Source organism: Clostridium sp. UBA871, assembly GCF_002295255.1.
GTDB classification, from domain to species: Bacteria; Bacillota; Clostridia; order Clostridiales; family Clostridiaceae; genus Clostridium_J; species Clostridium_J sulfidigenes.
In genome coordinates this window covers 684,323-701,421 of the sequence record NZ_DBFV01000003.1, presented here as the reverse complement: position 1 = coordinate 701,421, position 17,099 = coordinate 684,323, and the positions used below count along the sequence as shown (strand labels likewise).

The following is a 17,099-nucleotide window of genomic DNA, read 5'->3' as shown; positions in this document are numbered from 1 at the left end:
TCTATGATAGATTATTTTCGTCCTTTAACCAAATTTTCCATTGAACTTCAAAGTCATCAATAGAACACTTTAATATATTAAAAATATCATCTACATCATAGTTTCTTATAATTTTATTTATTGTTTCCTTACCATAGTTTTCTTCTATATACTTGACTATAGTCCATGCCCATATCTTATATAGACTTTCATTTTCTTGAATTTCATTTAATTGTGGTATCATGTCTTTCTTTATAGCTTCATTTATTACTTTTTTTACTTCACCCTCTTTCCATAATCCAGATAAATACATAGCTATTCCTTGTCCTATCCATGTAGATGAAACTTCTGAATTTAAAGATAGAAATTCATGAAATATATGAACTACCTGACTGTAAATTACTTTTTTAAGCTTATACTCATCATAAGTATAAGTAGATTCTTCTTCATATGCAAAAGGTGATAATATCAACAGATCATTTTTAGATGTAATAGCTACTTGACTTTTCTTAGATTCATTATTCCCCCTAAGTTTTAAAATCATTTTACTTATATAATTATATTCTCTTCTGTTCATAGCTATAATAGCCCTTATAGAAAATCCTTTATCTATTAAATGAAAATAATTTTCTAATTCTTTATATGCATAAAGTATTTCCTCTTTAACTTCTACTACAAATCTCATATCATTTCCAATATAATAAACCGTTATATTTTCATTTTGTACATACCTATAACTTTCTAACATTAATCTACTCCCCCAAACTCCAGTAATATACCCCATTTTTTCTTATATATTCTATAAATACGTTACTATTCCTTTTTATTTTTATAAAATATCTTTAATTAGTATATTATTAAATTTATTAACATTAAATTATACTTTAATTTTGTAAACTATCTTCTGATATACTTATAATTCTTTTAAAATATTTTATAATATAAAATAAAAAACATCACATTAAATAAACTAAGATTCATTTAATGTGATGTTTACTTTAAGTTAATAATATTGTATTCTTATAAGCTTATTCAAAAGCAATTTCTAATATATTATAGATATCATCTCTTTTTAAAGGTTTAAGTGTTCCAATAGGTGCAAGGATTGCAGCATTATCAGCTATAAAATCTAATTCTTCTCTCTTAACTCCCACTTCTTTTAAAGTTATAGGTGCTCCTATCTCCTTATAGAAATCTCTCAGCGCTTCAATACCTTTTAGGGCCTTTTCTTCGTCACTACCTTCATTTATAGTAAATACATGACATGCAAATTTCGCAAATTTCTTAGCATCTTCTTTATAAACATATTTCATCCATGCTGGCATTATAATAGCAAGACCTGAACCATGGGCAATATCATTAAGTACTGAAAGAGAATGTTCTATAGAATGAGATGCCCAATCACCTTTCCTTCCAACTCCATTCAATCCATTTAAGGCTAAAGTTGCTGCAAAAGCAAGTTCACTTCGTGATTTATAATTGTTGCTATCTTTTAATAACTCTCTAGTATGTGTAATTACAGTTCTTATAATACCTTCTGAAAGTTCATCAAGCATATCAGTACTTTCTGTTCCACCATAATAAGCTTCAAATACGTGACTTATAGCATCTATTGCTCCATTAGCCGTTTGATTGGATGGAAGAGATCTTTGAACTGAAGGATCTAAAATAGATACTTTAGGATATAATAAAGGTGAACCAAAGCTCCACTTTTTACCTTCATCTTCATTAGTTACTACACCACCTGAATTCATCTCAGATCCTGTTGCTGATAGAGTCAATATAGTAAATAGAGGTAGTGCTTTTTTAACACTTCCTTTACCTTCAAATAACTCCCATACATTGCCCTCATAGCATACTCCCGCAGCTATAGCTTTAGACGAATCTATTACACTTCCTCCACCTACAGCTAAAACTCCATCTACCTCATTTTCTTTAGCTAACTTTATGCCTTCTTGAACCTTTGATAATACTGGATTAGGCTTAACTCCTGATAATTTAATATAATCTATGTTATTATTCTCTAAAGATTCTACAACAGTATCATAAACTCCATTTTTCATTATGGAGCCTTTTCCATATACTATTAATACCTTTCTAATTCCACTCTTAACTAAATGTTCTCCTATAGTTTCTATTGTACTTTCTCCAAATACTAATTTAGTTGGATTATAAAGTGTAAAGTTTAACATATGCTTTCCTCCTCTTATACTTATATTGTTTGTAACAAACATCTCTTTATTTAATTCTATCGTAAATTAAACTTTATATTTAATTCTATTCTTCGTCAAAGTTAAATTCTCTATTTACATAATTCACTAAAAGATCTATGGATGCATTTGTATCATCCATACTTAGTAACGCATTAGGTCCATGTACATATCTAGTTGCTACTGATATACCTGTGGCCCTAACTCCAAAGTTGGATTTATTGATAGCTCCTGCATCTGTACCACCACCATCAATAACATCCAATTGATATTTAATGTTATTTTCCTTAGCACAATTGACCATCTCTTCTACTAAATATTCATTGCATATAACTGAACCATCTGAAACCTTAATCGCAGTTCCTTCCCCAACTTTATTGCTACCTTCTGGGCAATTAGGAAAATCATGCGCAGTTGTAACATCTAGAGCTATTCCTAAGTCTGGATTAATTCTATTAGCTGCAACAGTAGCTCCTCTAAGACCAACTTCTTCTTGTGTTGAAAATACAAAGTATAAATCATTATACGGCTTATTGATTTTCTTTAAAGCTTCCACTAATATATAGCATCCAATTCTATCATCTAGCGCTTTACCTGTTATATTGTTTTCCTTAAGCTCTGCATAATCTCCAACATATGCTGCTACATCTCCAACTTTAAGATATTTTTCTGCTTCTTCCTTACTACTAGCTCCAATATCGATATACAATTTTTTAGTATCTGTGGTTAATTCTTTTTCCTTAATTGTGCTAGCTACTAGTCCAATTATTCCATTTCTAAACTTAACTCTATTCATAGATGTACCAATAACCGGGATTCCACCTAATGCTCTAACTCTAATATTCCCCTTATCTTCTATTTTTACAACTTGAAATCCTATCTCATCCATGTGAGCAGAGGCCATAATTTTCTTCTTATTTTCTCCAACTCCTGATTTATAAACTATTAAATTTCCAAGGGCGTCTACAGTAATTTCATCTGCTAACTCCTTAATCTCTTCTCTTATTACGCTTCTTATGTCTTTTTCATATCCACTAACACCAAAGGCATTGATTAATTTTTCTAATAACATAATATTTCCTCCTTATATATGTAAATTTATTCTATATTTATTATGTTATCATAATATTCTATGAAATTCTATAATAATTTCGTATATCGAAATTTTAATTCCCATAAAATTTTATACTTTTAAATATTGATTTTATTTTTAAACATTGATATACTCAAAATATAATTTATGGTGATGGAGTTCACCTTAATCGCAATTGCTAATGACTCCTACAGACAACGCTATGAGTATGTCTGTAGGAGATTTTTATGTGTAAAATAACTAAATTATTAACACCAAATAAATTCTTTCAATATTTTGTGTTAATAATTTATGGTCTTAATCTTGGCATTGTAAAGCTTTAATTTAAAAGGAGGGCTATTTTATGGCTACAAGTATAGCAATTATTATATTACTTGCTATTGTTTCTAACTTTATATTTGAAAAAATTAAACTTCCTGGACTTTTAGGTATGTTAATTTTAGGAATCACTATAGGTCCCTATGGATTTAATTTGGTTCATGGAGATTTACTAAATATCTCTTCTGATTTGCGTAAAATAGCACTTATTGTTATCTTATTAAGAGCTGGGATGGGTATAAAAACGTCCGATTTAAAGAAAATTGGAAAACCTGCAATAAAAATGAGTTGTATACCTGGAATATTAGAAGGTTTTTTTATAGCCTTTATTTCTACTAAATTACTAGGATTCACCTTTATCCAGGGAGGAATCCTTGGATTTATAATTGCTGCCGTATCTCCTGCTGTAGTTGTACCTCAAATGATTAGCCTTATAGATAAAAAAATTGGCACTAATAAGAGCATCCCTACTTTAATATTAGCTGGTGCTTCTATTGATGATGTATTTGCAATTACAATATTAACTAGCTTTCTTGCCTTATATTCTGGTAAGAACGTTAATATCGCTTCCCAACTTTTACAAATACCACTTTCCATAATATTAGGAATAGTACTAGGATTAATATTAGGCTTTGTAATTATATATTTATTTAAAAAGTGTAGTATTAATGATGTAAAAAAGATACTAATTGTGCTAGCTATTTCTATACTTTTAACTACCTTAGAAACTATCTTTAAAGATAAATTATTAATTGCAAGCCTTTTAGGTGTTATGACTATTGGCTTTGTTCTTACTGAGAAACTTCCTAATGTTGCTGCTCCCCTTTCTCAAGGACTTAATACATTATGGATATTTGCAGAAATTCTACTCTTTGTTTTAGTGGGCGCTCAAGTAAACATATCTGTAGCATTCACCTCAGGCGCAATAGGTATAATAATTATTTTTATAGGACTAGTAGGTAGAAGTATTGGAGTTATAATTTCACTTATAGGTACTAATTTAAACGTAAAGGAAAGGATTTTCTGTGTCATCTCCTATATACCTAAAGCTACAGTTCAAGCAGCCATGGGGGCCTTGCCTCTGTCTCTAGGTGTTGTTTCTGGAGATTTTATTCTAGCAATATCTGTATTATCCATTTTAATAACTGCACCTTTAGGTGCTATTGGAATAAAGGTTTCAAGTAAATTCTTATTACACGTTGAGAACTAAAAATGCAATAATACATAATATAGGACTATTTCTTTTAAAATAAATAGTCCTATATTTTATCAAATGAAATGATTTAAAAAAATTCACCTTTTACTGTTGACTTATTTTAAATAAAGTAATATAATTATTTAGTGGAAAATTTTATATACCTCGGTAGGTGAGGTTACTACAAGGATACGGGTTGCTACCGTAAAAGAGTGGAAACACTCTTAACTGGTTAGCAGATTTTGCCGAACAAAGAAGGCTTAATCTAACGCAATTTCATTGCCTTGCAGAGCTAAAACTTGAACGAGACATACTATTATTAGTATTTGCCTGCGTTTTAGTTTACGGAGGTTTTTTTATTTGATAAACTTTAGGAGGTGTAAGAAGCATGGACGATGGTAGTAGTAATATTGACAATGAAGATTTAATAAGTTTATTGTTTAATCCAAAAATAAAACTCTATGTAACTTCTTACCCTCTTTATGGCATAATTTAATTTTACTTTAACTTTTTCAAAGTTAAATCTATCATTAAGAATTTTATGTCTATAAACAGATAGAAATATTACATAGTTATTTATCAAGGCATTAAACATGAGGTTTAATGCTTTTTTATGTCTTCATTGTTTTTTACCCACTACAACCTAGAAATTATAATTTTTCAATTTTAGTCAATACTTATTTTGAACGTTCATAATGTATTGAATTAATAGGAGGGGTAACAATGGAAAACACAATAAAACTAATCAATGAAAAAAAATTCATTGATGCAAGAAAAACTCTTGAAAAAAAGAATGTAGTAGATATAGCTACTTTATTAGGTGAAATGGATAAAGAATCTGTAGTTAAAATTTTTAGAGTACTTCCTAAAGACAAAGCTGCACATGTATTTTCTTATCTAGACCACGAGGAAAGACTATTTATAATTGACTCTATTACCGATAGTGAAATTTCAAATATTATAGATGATTTATTCATTGATGATACTATAGACTTTCTAGAAGAACTACCTGCTAATGTGGTTAAAAAAGTTTTAAAAAATACAGATGAAAATACTCGTAAGATTATAAATCAATTCTTAAAATATCCTGAAAGTTCAGCTGGAAGTATAATGACTATAGAATTTGCTGATTTAAAAAAGCATATGTCTGTAAATGAAGCTATTGCTCATATAAAGAAAACAGGCATAGATAAGGAAACTATTCACACTTGCTATGTTTTAGGCGATAACAGAGAGCTAGAAGGTATTGTTTCTTTAAGAAAACTTATTTTAAGTGATGAAAATATGCTAATAGAAAATTTAATGAAAACTGAATTTATACATGTTAATACTTTAGATGATCAAGAGAATGTAGCTCAACTATTTAAAAAGTATGACTTGTTATCTATCCCAGTTACTGATAATGAAAAAAAATTAGTTGGAATAATCACCATAGATGATATAGTAGATATTATAGACCAAGAAAACACAGAAGACTTCCAAAAAATGGCCGCTATGGAGCCAAATGAAGAAGAATACTTAAAGACCAGTGTTTGGACTCTTTCTAAGCATAGAATAGTTTGGCTTCTTGTATTAATGATTTCAGCAACTTTTACAGGAAACATTATAAGAAAATTCGAAGATGTCCTATCCTCAGTAGTTATTCTTGCTTCCTTCATTCCAATGTTAATGGATACAGGCGGCAATGCCGGATCTCAATCTTCAACTCTTATCATAAGAGGTCTTGCCTTAGGAGATATAAAATTATCTGATGGATTTAAAGTTATATTTAAAGAACTAAGAGTTAGTATCATTACAGGTTCCGTTCTTGCCATAGTAAATTTTATAAGAATATATTATTTTGAAAAAATTAACCTTTTAATTTCTTTCACTGTATGTATAAGCTTATTCTGTACTGTTGTTGTAGCTAAAATAGTAGGTGGTATACTACCCATCTTAGCAAAAAAATTAAAATTAGATCCTGCTATTATGGCAAGCCCATTAATCACAACTATAGTAGATGCGGTTGCACTAACTCTATACTTTACATTATCCGTAAATCTACTACACCTAGCAGTTTAATTTATATTTTAATATAATAAAGGACTATTCTAAGGCAANNTTGCCTTAGAATAGTCCTTTAACTAAAAAAAGAACTACAAGACCTTAGTCTGTAGTTCTATAGAAAATAGATTATTATCTTCTATTTCTTTCTGCTTTTCTTGCTCTTCTGCAATCTGGGCATCTTACTGGCTCATTTTCGAATCCTTTTTCAGCGTAGAAAGCTTGCTCTCCCTCTGTAAATATAAATTCTTTACCACAGTCTTTGCATAATATTGTTTTATCTGCCATTTTAATTCCTCCATTTTTAAAGATTTACATTCAATTAACCAATTCCCTAAAAACGGAGAAAGTTATAATAGATGTGAATCTTTTTATTTTATGGTTTCAGTTTATCACTTTGCTAGTTAAATTTCAAGTATTTTTTGAATACTTATATCCATTTTTATACCAATTATAGGATTATTTTATTTTTAAATAACTCATATACTATATATAAAATCAATCCTTATATTTTAATAAATTATTATAATTTTATATAAAAATAAAGCTATAAGATTAATTCTTATAGCTTCTATTGAAATATTAAATATTACTATCTTCTATTTCTTTCTGATTTTCTTGCTCTTCTGCAATCAGCACATCTTACTGGGTCATTTTCGAATCCTTTTTCAGCGTAGAAAGCTTGCTCTCCTTCTGTGAATATGAATTCATTTCCGCAATCTTTACATGTTAATGTTCTATCTGCCATTTTTCATTCCTCCATTTTTAAAGATTTACTTTTAACTAACTGATTCTCTAAAACTGGAGAAAAGTGTTATTAATCTTAAATCTTTATAATATATTTTTGTATTTACTACTCTTTTAGTATATCATGGCGATAATAATAATTCAATATATATTTTAATTTTATTTCCTAGATTTTTGCACTTTAACTTTTTTACCTTTAATAATTATCTCTCCATATTTTTTTAAGAAGTTCTCACCTTTATTATTCAGTATATCTACATAAGAAATATTATCTTGTATATCTATTATACCAATATCGTCTCCATTCAAATCTGGAAGATTACTAAGAGCTCCCACTATATCTATATTCCTTATTTTCTTTTTTTTACCAGCTCCAATGTATACTTTTAAGATATCTTTATGAATTACTTTCTTTTTATTTCTCTGTCCTACTTTAAGTTCTTTCTGACTCTCCTTAAATACACTCTTACCTTCTTTAATCTCTAAATCACTTGGGAAATTCCCCTTTTTAATACTATACCCTAAGTATTCTTCTATAGAAGTCAAATACTTCTTTTCATATTCAGAAACTAAAGTTATAGCTGTTCCTTCCCGTCCTGCTCTTCCCGTTCTACCTATTCTATGAACATAACTTTCCCTTTCCATTGGAACTTCATAATTAAATACATGAGTTATATTATCTACATGAATCCCTCTTGCTGCAATATCCGTAGCAACCAGTACTTTAAATTCCTCATTCTTGAACCTTTCCATAGTTTCAATCCTTATTTTTTGTTCCATATCTCCATGTAGTTGTTCTACTGAAATTCCCTCTGACTTTAATTCTTCATACACTTTTTTAACTTTATCTTTGGTATTACAAAATATTATAGCTGCATCCGGTGTGCATGCATATAAGTTCTTCCATAAGGCTTTAAACTTATCTTTATGTTCAACATTTAAATATGATTCTTTTATTTTATCGCGATTAAATATCTTGGATTCTATTTCTAAAAATCTAGGGTTTATCATATAATTAGTGCATAGCTCCTCGATACTTTCTGGTATTGTTGCAGAAAATAGAGCTGTTGTCCTTTTTTTCGGTAGTCTATCTAGTATATCACTTATCTGATCTATAAAACCCATATTTAGCATTTTATCTGCTTCATCAATGATTACATATGTTAAATCCTTAAAGTTTAAGTTTCCTCTATTCATATGGTCACTTATCCTCCCAGGTGTTCCTATTACTATATGTACCCTCTGCTTAAGTTCTCTAACCTGCTCATTAAAAGGCTGCTTTCCAAAAACAGCAGCACATCTAACTTTTTTTATTCTCCCTATATTGGATATATCATCTTTAACCTGTAATGCAAGTTCTCTTGTGGGAACTAGAACTAATGCTGTTATTTTTCCCTCTTCTACCCTAACTTCATTACAAATAGGAACTCCAAAGCTCGCTGTTTTCCCACTTCCAGTTTGTGATTTTACTATAATATCTTCTCCATCCAAAAGACTTGGAATTGTTTTATCTTGAACTTCAGAAGGATTTTCAAACCCTAGATTGTTTAGAGCCTGTAATATGTTTTCACTTAAATTATATTTTTTAAATCCACTTTCCATAACTATCTCCTTGTATCTAATTAATATCTAATCATTATTCCTATTTTACATCATATTAGATTTATATATATATTTCTACTTATTTTTAAAATTTTATACATTAATACTTTTTATATAAATAGTTAATTCTATATAGCTCAAAAATAAAAGCTATAAGAATCACTTCTTATAGCTTTCATTGAAATATTAAATATTAATTATCTTCTATTTCTTTCTGCTTTTCTTGCTCTTCTGCAATCAGCACATCTAGTTGGCTCATTTTCGAATCCTTTTTCAGCGTAGAAAGCTTGCTCTCCCTCTGTGAATACGAATTCGTTTCCGCAATCTCTGCATGTTAATGTTCTATCTGCCATTTACAATTCCTCCATTTTAAAGATCCACCTATTATTAACAAATCCTCGAATTGAAGAAAATTATTATATATGTTAAATCTTTATTTCAATTTTATTTGTGTTTAACCACTTACTCAGTATAACATACACTTTACGTATAATGCAAGTAATTATATAAATATTTTATTTTATCTTTATTTATACAGTAGTAATCCCTTTATTACTTATTTCAAATACTATTTGTTCACCCTTACCATCTACTAAAATATTACATCCATCGTAAACTTCCCCAGCTATAATTTTTTTTGCAATCATGGTTTCTAAAACATTTCCAATATATCTTTTTAGTGGTCTTGCCCCATAAACTGGATCATAGCCTTCTGTTGCTAAAATCTCCTTAGCTACGTCAGTAATTTCTAAACCTATATTTTTATCATATAATCTTCTTCTAACATGGTCAATAAATATATCTATAATTTTCTTTATACCTTCAATATTTAGTGGTTTAAACATTATAATGTCATCTACACGGTTTAAAAATTCTGGCTTGAACCTACTCTTCATTTCACTCATTACTAAAGCTTTAGTTTTTTCAGTAATCACACCACTATCCTCTAGTAGATGACTACTACCTATATTAGAAGTCATAATTATTATAGTATTTTTAAAGTCTATAGTTTTGCCCTTATTATCAGTGAGTCTTCCATCATCTAATATTTGTAGAAATACGTTAAATACATCTTCATGAGCCTTTTCTATCTCATCAAATAAAACTACTGAATATGGATTTCTTCTTACCGCTTCAGTTAATTGTCCCCCTTCTTCATAACCTACATATCCTGGAGGCGCTCCTATAAGTCTTGATACTGAATATTTTTCCATGTACTCTGACATATCAATTCTTATAATATTTTCTTCACTATCAAATAAATTTCTCGCTAAAGTTTTAGCCAGTTCTGTTTTACCTACCCCTGTAGGCCCTAGGAAAATGAATGAACCAATAGGCTTATTTTCATCTTTCATCCCTGCTCTAGCCCTAATTACGGCATTAGCAACAGCTGTTACTGCTTCATCTTGACCTATTACCCTATTGCTAAGTTCCTCCTCTAATCTTAATAGTTTTTCTCTTTCCCCTTCTACTAATCGTGTTACTGGAATTCCAGTCCACTTAGATACAATTTGAGAAATTTCTTCTTCTGTAACCTCTTCTTTGAGAAGGGCTGTTTCATAATTATTGTGCATGCTTTCTTCTTTTTCCTTTATTTCTTCTTCAAGACGTGGTATAACCCCATATTTTAGTTCTGCAGCACTATTTAAATCATATTCTCTCTCATACCTTTCAACCTTACCTCTAGCTTCATCCAATTGCTCTTTCAAAGTTCTAACTTCAAGAATCTTGCTTTTTTCTTGTTCATATTTAGCAGTCATTTCATCATTTTTTTCTTTTAATTCTGCTAACTCCTTTTGAAGTTGTTCAAGTCTCTTTTGAGATGCTTCATCACTTTCTTTAATCAGAGCTTCTCTTTCAGTTTCTAATGTAAATAGCTTTCTTCTAACCATATCAAGTTCTGTAGGAAGAGAATCTATTTCACTTCTTATCATAGCCCCAGCTTCATCAATTAAATCTATGGCTTTGTCTGGTAAAAACCTATCTTGAATATACCTATTAGATAATTTGGCTGCTGTTACTATAGCTGAATCATGAATTCTAACTCCATGGTGTATTTCAAATCTTTCCTTAAGTCCTCTTAATATTGAAATTGTATCTTGTACTGTAGGCTCTTCTGCAATAACTGGTTGAAATCTTCTCTCTAATGCTTTATCTTTTTCTATATATTGTCTATATTCATCAAAAGTAGTAGCTCCAATACAATGTAATTCTCCTCTTGCTAGCATAGGCTTTATAAGATTTCCTGCATCCATAGCTCCATCAGCTTTTCCAGCACCTACAATAGTATGAATTTCATCTATAAATAATATTATCTTCCCATCAGAACTCTTAACTTCCTTTAGTACAGCTTTAAGTCTTTCTTCAAATTCACCTCTATACTTAGCTCCTGCAATTAAAGCTCCCATATCTAAAGAAAAAATCATCCTGTCTTTTAATCCTTCTGGTACATCTCCACGTACAATTCTTTCTGCCAAACCTTCAACTATGGCAGTCTTACCTACTCCAGGCTCACCAATAAGCACTGGATTGTTTTTAGTTCTTCTTGATAAAATTCTAATTACACGTCTTATCTCTTCATCTCTTCCTATTACAGGATCTAATTTATGTTCCTTAGCAAGGTCAATTAAATTCGTTCCATACTTAGCAAGAGCATCATAAGTTCCCTCTGGATCATTAGTATCTACCCTTTGATTTCCCCTAACCTGAGATAACACTTCCATAAATTTTTCTTTATCTATGCCATATTCCTTAAGTATTTTCCCTGATATACCTTTTGCATCAACCTCCATGATAGCCATCATTATGTGTTCTACACTTATATAGGAATCATGAAATTTCTCTGATATATCTTGAGCCTTAACTAAAACTTCATTGATTCTTCTAGTGGCAGTAACTCCAGATGAACGAGCTCCTTCTCCTAATACTTTAGGCATTTTCTCTAGCTCTAAATTTACTTTTCTTTTAATTCCTTCAACATCCACACCCATTTTTTCAAGGACATTAGGTATTAATCCATCTCTTTGATTTAGAAGTGCAGAGAATAAATGAATAATATCTACTTGTTGATGATTATTTCTTACTGCTTCCTCATAGGCATCATTTAAACTTTGTTGAACTCTTATTGTTAATTTTTCTGTCTCCATAACATCACCTGCTACTCCAATTTTATATCTAATTAAGTAGCATTTCTCCCTTCATAAAACTTAAATATTATTAACTATCTTTCTAAATAGCTTTAAAAATTCTTCTCTTTCACCATTTGTGTCTAAGGCATTTAAAACATATCCATACAATTTTCTTTCAAAAGCTATATGTTCATTCTTCACTTCCTTGCCTTCATCTGTAAGTTGTAATCCATAGGATCTTCTGTCTCTCTTACTAATAGTTCTATTCACATAATTAAGTCTTTCTAGCCTATCTATAGCACTGGTTAAAGTACTTTTAGGTATGTCTAACATATTACAAATTTCCTTTAAAATTATATCATCCCTATCATAGACAATTCTTATAATACTAATTTCCATAGTATTAAGTCTTTCTATCCTAGGAAATTCCTCCATAGTCCTATGTTGATTTGAAAAAGACAAAAACATTTTCCATAAATTCGAAAATTCTTCAATTAACTTGTCATTATCCTCCATTACACCTACTCCTTTAAAATCTTCTTATATCCTACAATCATCATAATTCAATTATTAAATCAATAGATTACAACCTATATTATTGTTTGCTAAACGTAAAATTTAACTAGTACGAATTTCGTACTATATCTTTAAATAAATAGTACTACCATCGTACTATTTTGTCAATAATGAAATTTTTTTAATCAAAAATAAAAGTAATAATGAAAATCTACTATCATTATTACTTTTATTTTATATTTACAATAAATTTTGATTTAATTATTTCTTATTTCTTATTTCTTATTTCTTTTCCCTAACTACTGACGAGTTTTCTTCATAGATTTTCTCTTATTAGTAGAAGTGTTTTTACCCTTTTTTCTTTCTAAAGAAGTTCTTCCATGACTACCTCTAGGTAAAACTGTTTTACTATTACTATGTTCTTTACCAACCTTTTTATGCCTACTGTAATTTCCACCATGGTTAAGATTTTTTCCTTGTGTTTTAGGCCTTATTAAACACTTCGGTCCATTTCCTATTAAATCTTCTCTTCCAGCTTCCACTAAAGCTTCATATACTATATCATACTTTTTAGGGTTTCTATATTGAAGAAGAGCTCTTTGCATTGCTTTTTCCCTCTTGCTCTTAGGTACATATATCTCTTTCATAGTTAATGGATCTACCCCTGTATAAAACATAGCTGTAGATAAAGTTCCAGGTGTTGGATAAAAATCCTGAACTTGCTCTGGCTGATAATTAATATCTCTTAGATATTCTGCTAACTCTATAGCTGATGCTAATGTACTCCCTGGATGACTAGACATTAAGTAAGGTATAATATATTGTTTCTTTCCAACTTGCTCAGTAAGATTATAAAACTTATCTACAAATCTATCATAGGTCTTCCCAGATGGTTTTCCCATATACTTTAAAACATCAGCACAAACATGCTCTGGAGCTACCTTTAATTGTCCACTTACATGATGTTCTACAAGTTCTTTAAAGAAGGTATCATTTTTATCTGCCATTATATAATCATAACGTAACCCTGAGCGTACAAATGCCTTCTTCACCTTAGGAGTAGCTCTTACCTTTCTTAGTAGTTCTAAATACTCAGTATGATCTGCATCTATATTTTTACATGGTTTTGGATATAAACATTGCTTATGCTTACATGCACCATGCTTAAGCTGAGTTTTGCATGCAGGGCGTCTAAAGTTTGCAGTAGGACCTCCCACATCATGAATATATCCTTTAAAATCAGGTAAATTTGTTATTTCTACAACTTCTTGTAAAATAGAATCTTCGCTTCTACTCTGAACTATTCTTCCTTGATGGAAAGTTATAGCACAAAAAGAACAATTTCCAAAGCAACCTCTAGAACTAACTATACTAAATTTAACCTCTTCTATAGCAGCTATTCCACCTGCTTCTTCATAACAAGGATGATAATTTTTTGTGTAAGATAATCCATAAACATGGTCTAACTCTTCCCTAGTTAGTGGCATCTCTGGTCTATTTTGTACCACATATCTATTGGCATGCTTTTGTACTAGAGCCTTTCCTCTTACTGGATCTTGTTCTTCATATTGAACCTTAAATGCTTTGGCATACTCCATCTTATCTATAGATACAGCTTTATAGGACGGTATCTCAATATACCCGCTTACATATTCTAAGTCATCTATCATATAGCATGTTCCAGGCACATGTCTTATATACTGAACTTCTAATCCATCATTTAAACAATTTGCCACTTCTACTATTTGCTTTTCACTCATTCCATATATAAGTAAATCAGCTCCACTATCTACTAACATTGATTTTCTTACCTTATCACTCCAGTAATCATAATGGGCAAATCTCCTAAGACTAGCCTCTACTCCACCAATTATAACCGGAATATTCTTATATGCTTCTCTAATTTTATTACAGTATACAATAGTAGCTCGATCTGGTCTTAAACCTATTTTCCCACCTGGAGAATAAAGATCCTTTTCTCTAACTCTTTTAGCTACAGTGTAATGATTTACCATGGAATCCATGTTACCACCATTAACTAAAAATCCTAATCTAGGTCTTCCTAATTTCATAAAATCTTCAGTGTTATGCCAATCAGGTTGAGGAATTATTCCTACTTTAAATCCTGCATCTTCAAGAACTCTAGAAATTATAGCAGTACCAAAGCTATGATGGTCTATGTATGCATCTCCTGTTACTATTATAAAATCTAACTGTTCCCATTGTCTTTCTAACATATCATCTTTACAAATTGGTAAAAATCTATTTTCTAACATTTAATCACCTACTCAAATATAGTTCAAATTTATAATTCAACTCAAGGTCTAATTATACTATAAAAAGAATCAAGAGACTATTTCTTTTACAAAATAATCTCTTGACTCTAAATTAAATATATTGGTATTTTATAATAGTTGGCTAAATTAATTTATATTGTTACTTAAAACCCTTAACACCTTAAGCTATTTTAGTAACTTTTTCTTCCTTTAACATCTGTGCAACGTAGTTAGCTAAATCAACAACTCTTGCTGAATATCCCCACTCATTATCATACCAAGATGCTACTTTAATCATGTTTCCATTTACCATAGTTGATAATCCATCTACTATAGAAGATCTACTATCTCCTTTAAAGTCTACAGATACTAATGGTAATTCACATAAACCTAATATTCCCTTAAGTTCATTTTCAGATGCTTCTTTAATTACTCTATTTATTTCTTCTACGGTAGTTTCTTTTTCAACTTCGCATACTAAATCTGTTATAGATACAGCAGCTGTTGGAACTCTTAATGCAAATCCATCTAATCTACCCTTTAATTGAGGTAATACCTTTGCAACCGCTTTTGCAGCTCCAGTTGTAGTTGGCACTATAGATTCCCCTGCCGCTCTTGCTCTTCTTAAATCTTTATGACTCTTATCAAGGATTTGTTGGTCATTTGTATAAGAGTGAACTGTAGTTATAAATCCTTTTTTAATCCCAAATTTATCATCTATTACTTTAGCTACAGGTGCTAGACAATTAGTAGTACATGATGCATTTGATATGATTGTATGTTGTGATAAATCTAAATCAGAATCATTTACACCCATTACTACTGTTATATCTTCATCTTTACCTGGTGCTGTTAATATAACTTTTTTAGCTCCTGCTTTTACATGATCCATAAGTTCTTCTTTTGTTTTAAATTTTCCAGTAGACTCTATAACTAAATCAACCTCTAAGTCCTTCCAAGGAATTTCTTTTGGTGATCCACATCTTGTTATCTTTATTTCTTTATTATTAATTATTATTGAATCCTCTGTTGTCTTAACGTCTCCTTTGAAGGTACCAAAGCATGAATCATAAACAAATAAATGTGCAAGTGTTTTTATATCTGCTCTAGCATTTATAGCTACAATATTAAAATCCGTCTCAGGACTTTCACATGCTATCCTTAAAAAAGTTCTTCCGATTCTTCCGAATCCATTTATTCCAACGTTTATCATAATTGAACCCCCGCAATTCATTGTTATACTCTTTATATCAATATAGTATATCACATTAGAATATGTGTCAAATATAGTATATCATATTTTTTCTTAATTTCCCGTTGAAATATAGTATTTACTTTCATTTTCTTTTATTTACTACCATTTTCATATTTATATTTATGTAAAAAATATTTAATTTACTAGGTTGATTATTAAATTTCATTAAAAACTAATCATTTAAATCTGATATATATGCTACACTTTTACTTTTATAATATAAATAAAAATCCCACCAAGTTGGTGAGATTTTTATTTGTTATTTTTAAAGATGAGTTTGAAGTTTAGCTTTAATGTCTTCTGGAGACATATAGCCTACCATTCTATCTACAGGAATTCCATCTTTAAGTACTACCATAGTGGGTACACTCATAACAGAGAATTTTTTAGCAAGAGATCTACTTTCATCAATATCTGACTTTAAAAATTTAACTTTACCATCAAAATCTCCTTGAATATCTTCTAACACTGGAGTTAATCTTTGGCATGGTCCACACCAAGTAGCAAAGAAATCCACTAAAACTAAACCTTTGCCTGCTTCATTTTCAAAATTATTTTCATCTATAACTTTCATAATAATCATCCTCCTATTCTTTTAAAGGTTAATACCTTTATTTTACTATAAATACATAAATTAAAAAAGCCTTCTTTTCATCATTATCCCATTTTATTTCGTACATCTAAGTATAATCCTTAAAAATCCTTTTAATATCATCATCAATCTACGAATTTCAAAG

At 29.9% G+C, this 17,099-nt stretch carries 14 protein-coding genes and 2 riboswitches; of the genes, 2 read left to right on the top strand and 12 right to left on the bottom strand.

The window, feature by feature from the left end:
• Window position 1: 1 nt before the first annotated feature.
• The 3 genes from B3086_RS05065 to B3086_RS05055 form a co-directional block, all read right to left on the bottom strand.
• Window positions 2-763 (bottom strand): hypothetical protein, encoded by a 762-nt coding sequence (locus B3086_RS05065; RefSeq protein ID WP_346892896.1) that lies wholly within the window; start codon window positions 761-763, stop codon window positions 2-4.
• A 244-nt stretch (window positions 764-1,007) separates the two neighbouring features.
• A complete protein-coding gene (locus B3086_RS05060) occupies window positions 1,008-2,171 on the bottom strand; it encodes an iron-containing alcohol dehydrogenase (RefSeq protein ID WP_346848922.1) in 1,164 nt (387 codons plus the stop codon).
• A gap of 85 nt (window positions 2,172-2,256) precedes the next feature.
• Window positions 2,257-3,261, bottom strand: a complete 1,005-nt coding sequence (locus tag B3086_RS05055) for a M42 family metallopeptidase (protein ID WP_346878372.1) — start codon at window positions 3,259-3,261, stop codon at window positions 2,257-2,259.
• A gap of 161 nt (window positions 3,262-3,422) precedes the next feature.
• A riboswitch (Fluoride riboswitch) is annotated at window positions 3,423-3,480 on the top strand.
• A 145-nt stretch (window positions 3,481-3,625) separates the two neighbouring features.
• Between B3086_RS05055 and B3086_RS05050 the strand changes: the two genes are divergently transcribed.
• Both B3086_RS05050 and mgtE read left to right on the top strand, forming a co-directional pair.
• Window positions 3,626-4,810 carry a cation:proton antiporter gene (locus B3086_RS05050; RefSeq protein WP_346848920.1) on the top strand — a complete coding sequence of 395 codons (1,185 nt, stop codon included), beginning with the start codon at window positions 3,626-3,628 and terminating at the stop codon, window positions 4,808-4,810.
• Window positions 4,811-4,952: 142 nt separating this feature from the next.
• A riboswitch (M-box (ykoK) riboswitch) is annotated at window positions 4,953-5,112 on the top strand.
• 406 nt (window positions 5,113-5,518) lie between these two features.
• Window positions 5,519-6,856: a magnesium transporter gene (gene mgtE, locus B3086_RS05045; RefSeq protein WP_346848919.1), complete on the top strand. Its 1,338-nt coding sequence runs from the start codon at window positions 5,519-5,521 to the stop codon at window positions 6,854-6,856.
• Between the two features lie 114 nt (window positions 6,857-6,970).
• On the opposite strand, the gene B3086_RS05040 is transcribed toward mgtE, so the two are convergent.
• The 9 genes from B3086_RS05040 to trxA all read right to left on the bottom strand — a co-directional run bounded on the left by B3086_RS05040 (window position 6,971) and on the right by trxA (window position 16,936).
• Window positions 6,971-7,126, bottom strand: a complete 156-nt coding sequence (locus B3086_RS05040) for a zinc-ribbon domain-containing protein (protein ID WP_035132598.1) — start codon at window positions 7,124-7,126, stop codon at window positions 6,971-6,973.
• A gap of 304 nt (window positions 7,127-7,430) precedes the next feature.
• A complete protein-coding gene (locus tag B3086_RS05035) occupies window positions 7,431-7,586 on the bottom strand; it encodes a zinc-ribbon domain-containing protein (protein WP_035132599.1) in 156 nt (51 codons plus the stop codon).
• A gap of 158 nt (window positions 7,587-7,744) precedes the next feature.
• Window positions 7,745-9,187: a DEAD/DEAH box helicase gene (locus B3086_RS05030; protein ID WP_346879683.1), complete on the bottom strand. Its 1,443-nt coding sequence runs from the start codon at window positions 9,185-9,187 to the stop codon at window positions 7,745-7,747.
• A 197-nt stretch (window positions 9,188-9,384) separates the two neighbouring features.
• On the bottom strand, window positions 9,385-9,540 hold the full coding sequence (locus tag B3086_RS05025) for a zinc-ribbon domain-containing protein (protein WP_035132601.1): 156 nt from the start codon (window positions 9,538-9,540) through the stop codon (window positions 9,385-9,387).
• A gap of 177 nt (window positions 9,541-9,717) precedes the next feature.
• Complete coding sequence (clpB, locus tag B3086_RS05020; RefSeq protein WP_346878370.1) at window positions 9,718-12,333, bottom strand: ATP-dependent chaperone ClpB; 2,616 nt, start codon at window positions 12,331-12,333, stop codon at window positions 9,718-9,720.
• A gap of 60 nt (window positions 12,334-12,393) precedes the next feature.
• On the bottom strand, window positions 12,394-12,831 hold the full coding sequence (locus B3086_RS05015) for a MarR family winged helix-turn-helix transcriptional regulator (protein ID WP_346848916.1): 438 nt from the start codon (window positions 12,829-12,831) through the stop codon (window positions 12,394-12,396).
• 299 nt (window positions 12,832-13,130) lie between these two features.
• Entirely contained in the window at window positions 13,131-15,107 is a 1,977-nt protein-coding gene (locus B3086_RS05010; protein ID WP_346848915.1) for a YgiQ family radical SAM protein, read from the bottom strand.
• A gap of 181 nt (window positions 15,108-15,288) precedes the next feature.
• On the bottom strand, window positions 15,289-16,323 hold the full coding sequence (gene gap / locus B3086_RS05005) for a type I glyceraldehyde-3-phosphate dehydrogenase (RefSeq protein WP_150843439.1): 1,035 nt from the start codon (window positions 16,321-16,323) through the stop codon (window positions 15,289-15,291).
• A gap of 304 nt (window positions 16,324-16,627) precedes the next feature.
• Window positions 16,628-16,936, bottom strand: coding sequence for a thioredoxin (gene trxA / locus B3086_RS05000; protein ID WP_346848914.1), 309 nt, complete (start codon window positions 16,934-16,936; stop codon window positions 16,628-16,630).
• Window positions 16,937-17,099 lie beyond the last annotated feature (163 nt).